9 protein-coding genes are annotated in these 13,007 nt (G+C 67.0%); 4 read left to right on the top strand and 5 right to left on the bottom strand.

Annotated features, from left to right (window positions below; genetic code table 11):
* Positions 1 to 45 precede the first annotated feature (45 nt).
* Entirely contained in the window at positions 46 to 1,443 is a 1,398-nt protein-coding gene (locus ACIP5Y_RS45095) for a lipase family protein (protein WP_400359884.1), read from the bottom strand.
* A gap of 96 nt (positions 1,444 to 1,539) precedes the next feature.
* Here ACIP5Y_RS45095 and ACIP5Y_RS45090 point away from each other — a divergent pair, with 96 nt between their 5' ends.
* Positions 1,540 to 2,214, top strand: coding sequence for a TetR/AcrR family transcriptional regulator (locus tag ACIP5Y_RS45090; protein WP_400359882.1), 675 nt, complete (start codon positions 1,540 to 1,542; stop codon positions 2,212 to 2,214).
* 35 nt (positions 2,215 to 2,249) lie between these two features.
* On the opposite strand, the gene ACIP5Y_RS45085 is transcribed toward ACIP5Y_RS45090, so the two are convergent.
* The 4 genes from ACIP5Y_RS45085 to ACIP5Y_RS45070 form a co-directional block, all read right to left on the bottom strand.
* Positions 2,250 to 4,589 carry an MMPL family transporter gene (locus ACIP5Y_RS45085; RefSeq protein WP_400359880.1) on the bottom strand — a complete coding sequence of 780 codons (2,340 nt, stop codon included), beginning with the start codon at positions 4,587 to 4,589 and terminating at the stop codon, positions 2,250 to 2,252.
* Between the two features lie 154 nt (positions 4,590 to 4,743).
* On the bottom strand, positions 4,744 to 5,919 hold the full coding sequence (gene fahA / locus ACIP5Y_RS45080; protein WP_400359878.1) for a fumarylacetoacetase: 1,176 nt from the start codon (positions 5,917 to 5,919) through the stop codon (positions 4,744 to 4,746).
* Between the two features lie 39 nt (positions 5,920 to 5,958).
* A complete protein-coding gene (locus tag ACIP5Y_RS45075) occupies positions 5,959 to 7,164 on the bottom strand; it encodes a homogentisate 1,2-dioxygenase (RefSeq protein WP_400359876.1) in 1,206 nt (401 codons plus the stop codon).
* Positions 7,165 to 7,253: 89 nt separating this feature from the next.
* Complete coding sequence (locus tag ACIP5Y_RS45070; protein ID WP_400359874.1) at positions 7,254 to 7,880, bottom strand: TetR/AcrR family transcriptional regulator; 627 nt, start codon at positions 7,878 to 7,880, stop codon at positions 7,254 to 7,256.
* 155 nt (positions 7,881 to 8,035) lie between these two features.
* Here ACIP5Y_RS45070 and ACIP5Y_RS45065 point away from each other — a divergent pair, with 155 nt between their 5' ends.
* From ACIP5Y_RS45065 to ACIP5Y_RS45055, 3 genes are all read left to right on the top strand, one after another.
* Positions 8,036 to 9,955: an acyl-CoA dehydrogenase family protein gene (locus ACIP5Y_RS45065; RefSeq protein WP_400359872.1), complete on the top strand. Its 1,920-nt coding sequence runs from the start codon at positions 8,036 to 8,038 to the stop codon at positions 9,953 to 9,955.
* A gap of 88 nt (positions 9,956 to 10,043) precedes the next feature.
* Positions 10,044 to 10,997 carry an oxygenase MpaB family protein gene (locus ACIP5Y_RS45060; RefSeq protein WP_400359870.1) on the top strand — a complete coding sequence of 318 codons (954 nt, stop codon included), beginning with the start codon at positions 10,044 to 10,046 and terminating at the stop codon, positions 10,995 to 10,997.
* 128 nt (positions 10,998 to 11,125) lie between these two features.
* Positions 11,126 to 12,952: an acyl-CoA dehydrogenase gene (locus tag ACIP5Y_RS45055; RefSeq protein WP_400359868.1), complete on the top strand. Its 1,827-nt coding sequence runs from the start codon at positions 11,126 to 11,128 to the stop codon at positions 12,950 to 12,952.
* The last annotated feature ends 55 nt before the right edge of the window (positions 12,953 to 13,007 follow it).

The following is a 13,007-nucleotide window of genomic DNA, read 5'->3' as shown; positions in this document are numbered from 1 at the left end:
GACGCAAGGGGTGCGGCCGGCCCGGGAAAGATATACGGATGAGCGCTAGTTCTCGGTCGGTCCGATGGGCCAGCCCAGCGCGCCGAAGAGGGCGTTCAGATTGATCTCGGTCTGCGTCTTCACGGCGTCGAGACTGCCGAGCATGGTGAGCACGTCATCGGTGTGGCAGCCCTGCGGATCGGGTGCGCCCGGCTGCAGCCGCGACTTCACCCAGTTGAAGGCGTCCGCCATGCCGAGCGTCGTCAATGTCAGGTGTTCGCTGAGGTGATCGCGTTTGTATTCGACGGAGGTGCCGCCGTCGCACCAGCGGCCGACCATGCGGTCGTTGGTGTACCAGGGCACCGCCTCGTCGTAGACGCCCTGATAGACGAACATGGGCGCGGTCGGCGGATTACTGCCCAGCACCGTCGAGTCGAAGACTTCCTTGATGTCCGGCAGCGCAAGGAAATCCGCGATCGGGATGGTCAGCATGCGCTGGTAGTCGGTGAACATCAGTTCCACCACATTGCGCACCAGGCACTGGCTGTTCGTGCGATCCATGATGGCCTTGCCCTCGGGCGTCAGATATTGATCGAGGGCCGTCGCGAACTTCGGATACGCGTTGCGCAGCGAGGCCATGCCCACGCCGATGAGGCTGGCGAACATGGAACCGTTGACGTGCAACAGGGATTCGACATCGGAGACCGGTGCGCCCAGCGCGATGCCCTTGATGTTCAGCTCGGGCGCGTAGGTCGGCTGCATCTCGGCGGCCCAGCCGCTGCCCATACCGCCGCCCGAGTAACCCCACAGTGCGACAGGAGTTTTCGCGCCGTCCAGGCCCAGCGGCTGGAACGCCTCGGCCGCGCGCACGCTGTCCAGAACCATGTAGCCGGGCTCCTTGGCTACGGCCAGATGACCGTGCAGCCCTTCGTAATCCGGCACATTGATGGCGTAGCCCTGGCTGATGGACGCCGCGAGTTCGAGGTACTCGGCGGTGGAGTGGATGCCCTCCAATGCGGGCAGCCCGCCGCCCTGCTGTAGCACGAACGAGGGCGCGCAATTGGGCGCGGCGCTGTCATAGAAGAACTGGTGCGAGACCAGCGGCCGGCTGTGAGAAGTGTTCGCCCCCATGGGCACCGCGACCGTGGTGGCCGCGACGGTGGGCTTCCCGAACAGGTCGGTGGTGCGGTACAGCAGCTGCCACGAGCGCACATGTACGGGCAGCACGGTGAGCACGGCCAGCTGCACCTCGCGGCTGCGCAGAATGGCGCCGGGCGCGGCGGATTCGAAGCCGTCGGGCGCTTGATAGAACGGGTCCACATCGATCGGTAGCGGGTCGGCGCTCGCCGGTGCGGCCGTGACTCCGCCCACCAGCGCGGCGCAGGCCGCGGTCAGCGCCATTGCGAGTGCGGCCGCGGTGAGCCGCCGCCACCCCCGCCGTCGGCGATCCCCTTTGATTGCCACGTCTGTCCCTTCCTCATCGACGTGATCAGAATTACAACACGGCATCCAGTTATCAACAAGGTGCCTTGTTGAAACCGGCTCGGCTATCGTCTGGGCATGTCCCGCAGCAAATCTGCCGCGGCGCCCGACCGGAGTCCCGCACGGCGTCGCATCCGCGGCCTCGATGCCGACGAGCGCAGCGCGCAGCGCCGCCGTCAACTGCTCACCGCGGCGACCGAACTCTTTGCCCAGCACAGCTATTCGGGCACCTCCATCGAACAGATCTGCCAGCAGGCGTTCGTCGGCACCAAAGGCTTCTACGATCACTTCGACAGCAAGGAAGCCTGCTACCGGGCCCTGCTGGAACAGGTGAGCACCGGCATCCAGCAACGCGTCTCACAGGTGGCCGCCGCGACCGCCGGGCAGGACTGGCCGCAACGCCGCGCCGCCGTGGTCGAGGCCTTCGTGCACGCCATCGCCGACGACCCCCGGCTGGCCAAGGTCACCTTCGGTGAGGCGGGCGGCATCTCACCCGCGGTCGAGGCCCAGCGCCGCAGTAATCGCCGCTGGTCGGCGGAATTCCTGGCCTACCAATGGGGTCCGGACAATCCCGCCGAACACCCGCGATCACTGGCCCTCGCCCTGGCCACCATCGGCGGCATGTTCGAACTCGTCGCCGACTGGCTACACCACCACGACGACGGCGGCGCACCGGATTCCGTCGACACCCTCGTCGCCGACCTGAATCACTTCGTGGCAGTGGTCGACGCGGGACGGACCGCCGGACGCTGAGCGAGCATCAGCTCGCGCAGCGTTCTCGCCTGGCGTCACACACGGCCGGCGGAGCTCGCCACCCCATCGCGTTCACCGACGGCCTGGGCGTCGGACTCGGTGTCGTCGGAGCGCTGGTCGCGCTCATCGCCGGCACGGTGGCCGCCGGCTACCGCGTCCGCCGGTGACTCCTCCAGGCCGATCCGCTCGTGCAGCGCCGCAAGCGGTTTCGGCGCCCACCAGTTGCCGGTGCTCATCAGCCGCATGAGCGCGGGCGCGAGCAGGCCGCGGATGATGGTGGCGTCCGAGATGACGGCGAGGGCCAGGCCGATGCCGAACAGCTTCATGGGCGCGACCTCGGAGGTGGCCACGGCCAGCAGCACCACCGCCATCAAACCCGCTGCGGCGGTGAAGATCCGGCCGGTCCGTGCCACGCCCAGCGCCACCGACCGGGTGTTCGCCGCCTTGCTGCGATCCGAGGCCAGCCACTCCTCGCGAATGCGGGACAGCAGGAACACCTCGTAGTCCATGGACATGCCGAAGGCCAGGCAGAACATGAGGATCGGCATGAACATGTCGATATTGCCGGTCGCGGTGAAACCCAGCAGCCCGGACAGATGGCCCTGCTCGAAGATCCAGATCATGGCGCCGAAGGTCGCGGTCAGCGACAGCATGTTCAGCAGCAGCGCCTTCAGCGGCAACACCACGCTGCCGGTGAACAGGAACAGCAGGATGAAGGTGATGACGGCAATCAGCCCGGCCGCCAGCGGAAGTCGCGCGACGACCGCATCGGTGGTGTCCTCGTTGAGCGCCGCCGCGCCCGCGAACAGCGTCGACCCGGGCGCGGGCACCGCCCGCAGTTCGGCCAGCTGCTGCTTACCGGCCGCCGAGTACGGCGCCAGCTTGGTGCCGACCGACAGGTACGCGCCTTGCGGTCCCGTCATCTGCGGAATCCCCGCGGCCATCTTCTGGCCGTTCATGAAGACGCCCTCGCTGGACAGCACCGCAGGCACCCCTGGGACCTGCGACAGGTCGTGCGCGTACCCGGCGAGCTGCGCAGGCGCGCCATGGAATCCGGGCAACACGATCACCGCGCTCGACGCCATATCCGCGGAGAAGTCCGAACGGAGTGCGTCGCCCACCTGCCGGGCCGGGGCGAAGGTACCGATCACCCGATCATCGGGGGTCCCGAAATGTGCCTTCAGGAACGGAGATCCGAGCGCGAGCAGCACGGCCGACGCGATCACCGCCACCGGCACGGCCCGCCGCATGACCCACGTGACCAAGCGATACCAGAACGTCTCTTCCGGCTGCTTCGCGACCGGCTCGGGCCGGCCGAGCAGGCGGCGCAACGGTTTCCGCAGATCCCACGCATTCACCCGATCCCCGAGCAGCATGAGCGCGGCGGGCAGCAGCAGGACGGACGCGCCCACCGCCGCGATCACCACGGCCACACCGGCATAGGCGAACGATTGGAAGAACGGCTGCGGGAACACCGCCAGTGCCGCCAGCGCCAAGGCCACGGTGAGACCCGAGAACACCACCGTCCGGCCCGCCGTCTGCACCGCACGCACAATGGCCGAGCGGGTATCCCGCCCCTGCGCGAGTTCCTCGCGATAGCGGCTGACGATGAACAGGCTGTAGTCGATGGCCAGCGCCAGGCCCAGCGCACTGGTCATGTTCAGTGCGAACACCGACACATCCATGACGGTGGTGAGCAGCCGCAGAATCCCCATGGTCGCGGCAATCGCGAACAGGCCCACGCCGATCGGCAGCGCGGCCGCGACGACACTGCCGAACACCAGCACCAGCAGCAGCCCGGACACCGGCACCGCGATGGCCTCGGCCAGCAGCAGATCCTTCTCGACCTGGTCGTTGATGTCCGCGAAGGTGCCGGCCATGCCGCCGACCCGCACCTGCACGCCGTCCCGGTCGCCGTTGAGGTCCTTGCCCAGGGCGGCGGCACGGTTCTGCACCTGGGTGTCGGTGCCGGTCACGGTGGCCATGATCAGCCCGCGATGCCCGTCCTTGCTCTTCAGCGCGGTGGCGAGATCGGGCCGGGCGGTGCCACTGGTCCAATAGGACTGCACCCCGGTGATTTCCGAGTCGCCGGTCAGCTGATCCGTGATGCGCTGCGCCTCGGCGCGCGTCTGCGGACTGTTCACGCCGGCGTCCGAGCTGACCATGATGATCAGGTTCGGGTTCCCGCCGGGGAAGTTCTGATCGATGAAGTCGTTGGCGCGCACCGACTCCAGCGAGTTCGTCAGATAGCCGCCGCCCACCATGTGGGACTTGACCGTGGCGCCGAAGCCACCGCAGACGATCATCAGCAACAGGGCGGTCACCAGGACGGCACGCGGACGCGTCATGGCGAACCGGGCAAGACTGGTCAACATCGACGCCACCCTCCGGGGAGTTTCTCCACCGGAACGGTAACGTTCCCCAACTACCCGGAGCAGCCTTCAGTGATCATGCTCATGGTGATAGCTGTCGGCTATGGCGCGGGCTCATGGAGCAATAATGCCTGGTCCCGCGCCGCCGCCCGACGAGTTACGAGGGCACCACCCGGCCGTGCACCGCACCGAGGGTCAGCCGCCCGCCGCCGACCGCCGGGGCGGTGGCGGTGATGGTGACCTCGTCGCCGTCCTCCAGGAAAGTGCGTTTCGCGCCGCCGACATCCACGGGCTCGGTACCGGCCCACGTCAATTCCATGAACGAGCCGCGTTCCTCGCGCTGCTCACCGGAGATGGTGCCGGAGGCGAACAGGTCGCCGGTGCGCGCCGAGGCCCCGTTCACCGTCATATGGGCCAGCATCTGCGCGGGGGACCAGTACATGCGGCGATACGGCGGCGCGGATACCTGGTGGCCGTTCCAGGTGACGGTCAGGTCGATGTCCAATCCCCAGAGTTCGCCGTCGTTCAGATACGGCAGCGGCTCGGGCTCCTGCGGCGGGAGCGGGATGCGGGCGGCGGCCAGCGCCTCGAGCGGAGTCACCCACGCGGACAGGCTGGTCGCGAACGACTTGCCCAGGAAGGGGCCCAGCGGCTGCCCCTCCCACGCCTGGATATCGCGCGCCGACCAGTCGTCGACCAGCGCCACACCGAAAACATGCTCGGCGAAATCGGCGGTGCGAATGGATTTTCCGCGCTCCGATCCCACACCCACCAGGAAGCCCAGTTCCGCCTCGATGTCCAGGCGGCGGGTCGGGCCGAAATCCGGCACCCCCGATTCGGTCTTCCGCTGCCCCGCCGGGCGGATGATATCCGTGCCCGAGACGACGACCGTGCCGGATCGCCCGTGATACCCGACCGGCAGATGCCGCCAATTGGGGAGCAGCGCATCCCCGTTCGGCCGCAGCATGCGGCCCAGCGCGGTGGCGTGCTCCAGGCTGGCGTAGAAGTCGACGTAGTCGCCGATCTCCACCGGCAGCTCCAGCCGCACCGCGGATATGGCGTGCACGGCCGCGGCCGGCAGTTCCGATTCGGCGGCGGCGCGCACCTGTTCGCGTACCTCGCGCCAGCACTGCGGCCCCTGCGTCATGAAGGCGTTCAGGCTGGGGCGGGCGAACATCGGATCATCCAGTGCCACGGCCAGATCGATGATCGAATCACCCAGTCGCGCGCCTACTCGTGGTTGCTCGCCACGCGGCCGGAATACACAGTAGGGCAGGTGTGACAGGCCGAAGCCCGACTCGTCCGGCACTTCGATACGCACGCGACTATTCATTCCCGCACCCCATCCGAATCCTCTCCACGTAGCCGTGCCTCAAATCCATGCCGAGGGACCGCGTCCCGACCAGGTCCACGCATACCCCGGGTCCTCGCAGGCCAGCGCGCCCTCCGCCAGCTGCAGCGGATGGAAGGTGTCGACCATGACCGCCAGCTCGTCGAAGAACTCCGCGCCGATACTGCGTTCGTACGCGCCCGGCTGCGGGCCGTGCGCGTACCCGCCGGGGTGCACCGACACCGAACCCTGCGCGATACCGGATCCCTTGCGCGCCTCGTAGTTTCCGCCGCAATAGAACATGATCTCGTCGGAGTCGACATTGGAGTGGTAGTACGGCACCGGGATGGACAGCGGGTGATAGTCCACCTTGCGCGGCACGAAGTTGCAGACCACGAAGTTATTGCCCTCGAACGCCTGATGCGCCGGCGGCGGCTGATGGACGCGGCCGGTGATCGGCTCGAAATCGGCGATATCGAAGGTGAACGGGTACAGGCAGCCGTCCCAGCCCACCACATCGAACGGATGGTTCGCGTACACCATCCGGGTGCCGACGACCTCACCCGCCGGGCGGTGCTTGACCAGCACCTCGACCTCTTCACCCTCGACGAGCAGCGGTTCCGTGGGACCGTGCAGATCGCGCTCGCAGTAGGGCGAATGTTCCAGCAGCTGACCGTATTTCGAGAGATACCGCTTGGGCGGCGTGATGTGACCGCTGCCCTCGATCAGATACGCGCGCAATGGTTCCGGGCCGTCCGGTATCCACCGGTGCGTGGTGGCGCGCGGTAGCAGCACCTGGTGGCCCTGGCGTACAGGGATGACGCCGAACACGGTCTCCACCCGTCCGGAGCCGGACTCGATGTAGACGAGTTCATCGCCGATCGCATTGCGGTACAGGGGCGATTCCCGCAGCGCCGCCACATAGGAGATGCGCACATCATTGTTGCCGAGCAGCAGCCGGCGGCCGGTCACCACATCGCTGTCGGCGGGCTTGTCGCCCAGGAACAGCTCGTGCAGCTTCAAATGCCGGTGTTGCAGTGGATGATTCGCGACCAGTCGCTGCTCGGGCAGCTTCCATACCGTCGAGTTCACGATGGCCGGTGGTAGTCCGCGGTGATACAGCAGCGACGAATCGCCGGAAAATCCCTCTTCTCCCATCAGCTCTTCGTAGTAGAGCTGTCCCTGCTCGTTGCGGTGCTGGGTGTGCCGCTTGGGCGGCACCGAACCCACTTGTCGATAGAACGTCATCCTCGGCCTCCCGATGGACGGATGGTCCCCGTTACCTCATCGTATCCATCGAATCGCCGAGCTATCCGAGCTTTTCCTTATCTTTCTGCTCAGGCATGCCGGAGTGCGCGGTAAACGGCCGCGCCGACGAACTCGCCGAGGGTGTCGGGCGTCCAGTCGCCCGGCGCGCTGAGCTGGGTGCGCACCGCGCTCTCACCGGCGGAAACCCACAGCTCCACCAGCGCCGGTAGCTTGCGCTCGGCGTCCTCGGTACCCCACGCCTGCAGGGTCGGCCGCAGCCGGCGGGTGCAGCGTTCCAGAGCCAGCGCGCGACCGCGGCCGAACGAATCCGCCACTGCCGGATCGGGATTGCCGTACAACAGCCGCCAGGTGTCCGGCCGGGCGGCCACCGTGTGCAGCAGCGCCCGGAAGCCCTCCACGAATACGGCCTCGTCGGCCTCGACCCGGCGGCGGGGGAGGGCCTCCAGCACCCCTTCGAGGAGGTAGTCCTCCTCGCGGCGGATGAGGGCCTCGATGAGCTCCACCCGATCGGCGAAGCAGGCGTATACGACGGGCCGGGTCACCTGCATGCGCTCGGCCACGGCCGCGATGGTGACGGTGGCGATGCCGTGCTCGACCGCGATTTCCAAGGCGGTGTCGAGCACTTGCGGACGGCGGCGTCCGGGACCGAGATGTTGTGCGCGCTGCCGTGGTCGCACGGCCGATTCGGTACCCATGCCCACCGACGATAGCAGCGTGCGAATCCCGCGCCACCTGGGTCGCAAGATCATTTCCTACAGCCGCGAATGAAAATGTTACAGTCACGAATGAAAAGTCCGGACGACCCGCGGAGGTCACCGGAAGGCAAGGCCGCCACCGCCGAGGAGAAGCCATGACCGTCACCCTCTTCAACCCGAAGACCTGCGATTTCGCCGAATTCGACGGCGAGACCCGGCGCCTGCTGCGCGCCACCGTCACCTGGTTCGAAGACCGCGGCAAGGTCCGCCTGCTCGCCGACAGCCGCGACCGCATCTGGTACTCCGACTTCCTCGACTTCGTGAAGCGCGAACGCGTCTTCGCCACCTTCCTCACCCCCGCCGCCGAGGCCGCCGGCGATCCGAACAAGCGCTGGGACACCGCGCGCATCGCCATGATGAGCAAGATCCTCGGCTTCTACGGCATGCAGTACTGGTACGTCTGGCAGGTCAGCATCCTCGGCCTCGGACCCATCTGGCAGAGCGCGAACCAGGCCGCCAAGGCCCGCGCCGCCGCCGCGCTCGACTCCGGCGAGATCTTCGCCTTCGGCCTCTCCGAACAGGCGCACGGCGCCGACATCTACTCCACCGATATGGTCCTCGAGCCCACCGGCAACGGCGGCTTCGCCGCCACCGGCGGCAAGTACTACATCGGCAACGGCAACGAGGCCGCCATGGTCTCCGTCTTCGGCCGCCGCGCCGACAGGCCGATCATCGACTCGTCGGACTTCATGCGGAAGATGACCGACGAGGAGTACTCGGGCTACCTGTTCTTCGCCGCCGACTCCCGGCATGCCGGTTACAAGCTGCGCAAGAACGTCGTCGACTCCCAGATGTACGTCGCCGCATTCGATCTGGAGAACTATCCGGTCGACGAGGCCGACATCCTGCACACCGGCCGCGCCGCCTTCGACGCCGCCATGAACACCGTCAATGTCGGCAAGTTCAACCTCGGCTTCGGCGCGGTCGGCGCCTGCGAGCACGCCATGTTCGAGGCCGTCACGCACGCCGAGAGCCGAATTCTGTTCGGGCACCGCGTGACCGAGTTCCCGCAGGTGAAGTCGCTGCTCGCGGACAGCTACGCGCGACTCGTCGGCATGAAGCTCTACAGCGAGCGCGCCATCGACTACCTGCGCTCCGCCGACGAGAACGATCGCCGCTACCTGCTTTTCAACGCCATCGAGAAGATGTCCGTCACCCGCAACGGCCAGAAGCTGTACGAGGATCTCGCCGATGTCATCGCGGCGCGCGGCTTCGAGAACGATATGTACTTCCCCATGGCCATGGTCGGCATGTTCGGCCTGCCGCGCCTCGAAGGCACCGTGCACGTGAACATGGCGCTCTCGCTGAAGTTCATGCCCAACTACATGTTCCATCCCGCCGATGCCGGATTGGCCGCGCTCCGTTACCTGCCCGGCGCGGGCGCCGCCCCGGCCGCCGCGGTGCGCGCCGTCTCCGGCGTCCTCAGCTGGACCAGCCGCCGCGCCACCGGCCCCGCCGCCAAGGCCGTCCCCAAGCTGCGCACCGAATTCGCCCGTGCCGCACACGCTCCCGTGCCGGTGCGCCGTGATGCCGCCGATGACGAATTCCTGTTCCGGCAGGGTCCGAGCAGCGGGCTCGGCAAGATCCGCTTCACCGACTGGCGTCCGGTGTTCGAGCACTTCTCGCACATCCCGAACGTGGCCGTGTTCCTGGAACAGGCCCTCGCCCTGCAGACGCTGCTGGCCGCCGCCACCCCGACCGCCGAACAGCAGGCGGATGTGGACTTCCTGTTCGGCCTCGGTGAACTCTTCACGCTGGTGCCGTACGCCCAGCTCATCCTGGAGCAGGCGAAGCTCGACGGCACGAGTGTGGATGTGCTGGACCAGTTGTTCGACATCTTCGTGCGCGACCTCTCCAAGCACGCCCTGACCCTGCACAGCAAGCCCGCCGCCACGAAGGCGCAGCAGACGCGCGCACTGGATCTGGTCCGGCGCCCGGTGGCCGATCAGGGCCGCTTCGATCGGGTGACGGCGCAGGTCCGGGCCCTGGCCGGCGGCTACGAAATGAACCCCTGACCTTGTTCGTAGCCGAGCTAACGAACATTTGCTACATTCGTGAATGAAAGGGTCTTTCCGGCCCGCGTCACCTGCAAAGGAGCAGACGATGACGGCAGCGAACACGCGTCCCCAATTCGACGCACCTGCCCGCACCATCCGTGAGGTGGACTACGGCTTCTTCGGGCCGGGCTCGCCCACCTGGAAGGTATGGACCGCGCCGACCGCCCTGATCGGTTTCCAGCGCGCGGTGACCCTCGAGCACTTCGACCCGGACCTGACCGCGGCGGTCGCCGATGTCGGCGGCATCTACAGCGACCCCCGCGGCCGGCTCGACCACACCTTCGCCTACTTCCTCATCGCCGCCGTGGCCGACAGCCGCATGGCCATCGAGGCCTCCGAGCACCTCATGCAGGTGCATGCCAAGGCGACCGGTATCGAGCCGATCAGCGGAAACCGTTACAGCGCAAACAATCCCGACTCCCAGCTGTGGATCCACGTCACCGGCTGGCATTCGGTGCTCAAGTGCTACGAGATGTACGGTCCCGGCCCGCTGAGCCCGGCCGAGGAGCAGCGGTACTGGGCCGAATGCGTCATCGCCGCGGAACTGCAGACCTGCAAGCCGTCCGATGTCCCGCGGTCCCGCACCGAGGTTCGCGAGTACTTCGCCGGCGTGCGGCCGAAACTCTGCACCTCGGAACGCGCCCGCCAGGGCATGCACTACCTGCTCTTCACTCCCTCGGAGAAGGGCCTGAGCCTGTGGGCCGGCAGCCGCCTGGTCGCCCCCGCCGCCATTGCCACGCTGCCCGAATGGATGCGTGTCACAGGCGGTTTCGATCAGCCCGGCGTACTCGACGCCGCCTACCCGCCGGCCGTGCGCGCGGCCATGGGTGCACTGCGCAGCGACCGCCTGAAACTCGAGGTGGCCGAGCACTTCATCGGCCGCATGACCGGGCGATTGCTGAAGGAACACATGCGGGCCGGCGTCCCGGAGCACCCGGTCACGGTGACCCCGCGCGAGGCCAGGGAAAGGTACGGGCGACAGGCCCGGAGCGCAGGGTGACCAATTCGTGATTTGCCCGGTCGGACGGGTTTTTTCACCGTAAAACGCAATCCCTACGGTTGCGTAACCGAACGAGCGTACGGCAACCTGCGCTTGATCATCAAGACTTACGGCGAGGAGGCCCGTCCGTGTCCCACTACAAGGCGAACCTGCGTGACATCGAGTTCAACTTGTTCGAAGTACTGGGAATCGGGGAACTGCTGGACGCAGGCGCCTACGGCGACCTCGACAGCGAAACCGTCCGCGACATGCTCACCGAGGCCAAGCGCCTCGCAGAGGGACCGATCGCCGAGTCGTTCATCGAAGGCGACCGCACCCCCGTCGAATTCATTCCGGAGCAGCACACCATCACCGTGCCGCCGCTGCTGCGCAAGACCGTCGCCGCGGTGAACGAAGCCGGCTACTCCGGACTCGGTATGTCCGAGGAAATGGGTGGCGTGCCCGCACCCAACGCCGTCATCTGGGGCATCCAGGAAATGATCGTGGCCGCCAACAACTCGGCCTCCTTCTTCAATATGGGCCCGCTCATGCACAAGGTCCTCTTCGACGAGGGCACCGAAGAGCAGCAGCGCTGGGCCGCGCACGCCTGGGAGAACCGCTGGGGCGGCACGATGGTGCTCACCGAACCCGACGCCGGCTCCGATGTCGGCATGGGCCGCACCAAGGCCGTGCAGCAGCCCAACGGCGACTGGCACATCGAAGGCGTGAAGCGCTTCATCTCCGGCGGCGACGTCGGCGATACCGCCGCCAATATCTTCCACCTGGTGCTGGCCCGCCCCGAGGGCGCCGGACCCGGCACCAAGGGCCTGTCGCTGTTCGTGGTGCCGCGCTTCCTGTTCGACTCCGAGACAATGGAACTCGGCGAGAAGAACGGCGCGCTGGTCACCGGCGTCGAGCACAAGATGGGCATCAAGTCCTCGCCCACCTGCGAGATCACCTTCGGCGGCGACAAGCCCGCCATCGGCTACCTGGTCGGCAATGTGCACAACGGCATCGCGCAGATGTTCAAGGTCATCGAGAACGCGCGGATGATGGTGGGCACCAAGGCCACCGGCGCGCTGTCCACCGGTTACCTGAACGCCCTCGAATACGCCAAGCAGCGCGTGCAGGGCGCGGACCTGACACAGATGACCGACAAGGCCGCCCCGCGCGTCACCATCACCCACCACCCGGACGTGCGGCGTTCGCTGGCCACCCAGAAGGCGTACGCCGAGGGTCTGCGCGCGCTGTACATGTACTGCGCCTCGCACCAGAACGCCGATGTGGCGCAGGCCAATTACGGTATCGACGCCGAGCTGGCCGAGCGGGTCAACGACCTGCTGCTGCCGATCGTCAAGGGCTGCGGCTCGGACCGGGCCTACGAGAGCCTGACCGAATCGCTACAGACCCTGGGCGGTTCCGGCTACCTGCAGGACTACCCGATCGAGCAGTACATCCGCGACTGCAAGATCGACTCGCTGTACGAGGGCACCACCGCCATCCAGGCGCAGGACTTCTTCTTCCGCAAGATCATTCGCGACAAGGGCGCGGCGCTGGCCCACGTCGCCGGGCTGATCCAGAAGTTCGTCGACTCCGGACCGGACCAGTTCAAGGCCGAGCGTGGACTGCTCGGCGCGGCCCTCGCCGACGTGCAGGCCATGGCGGCCACCCTCACCGGCTACCTGATGGCCTCGCAGCAACAGGTCGACGAGATCTACAAGGTCGGCCTCGGGTCGGTCCGATTCCTGTACGCCGTCGGCGATCTCGTCATCGCCTGGCGACTGCTGGAACAGGCCACCATCGCCCAGGCCGCCCTGGACAACGGCGCCGCCGAGAAGGACAAGAACTTCTACGTCGGCAAGGTCGGTGTCGCGTCCTGGTTCGCGAAGAACAAGCTGCCGCTGATCAGCGGCGTGCGTTCGGTCGTCGAGAACATCGACAACGACATCATGAAGCTGGACGAAGCCGCCTTCTGACCTTCTCTCCCGGCCTCCCGGCCCCCGCACCAAAGGTGCGGGGGCCGGATTGTTT

The organism is Nocardia sp. NPDC088792 (assembly GCF_044750615.1).
GTDB lineage: Bacteria > Actinomycetota > Actinomycetes > Mycobacteriales > Mycobacteriaceae > Nocardia.
Note: the sequence above shows the minus strand (reverse complement) of the source record. Positions and strands in the feature narration are given on the sequence as shown.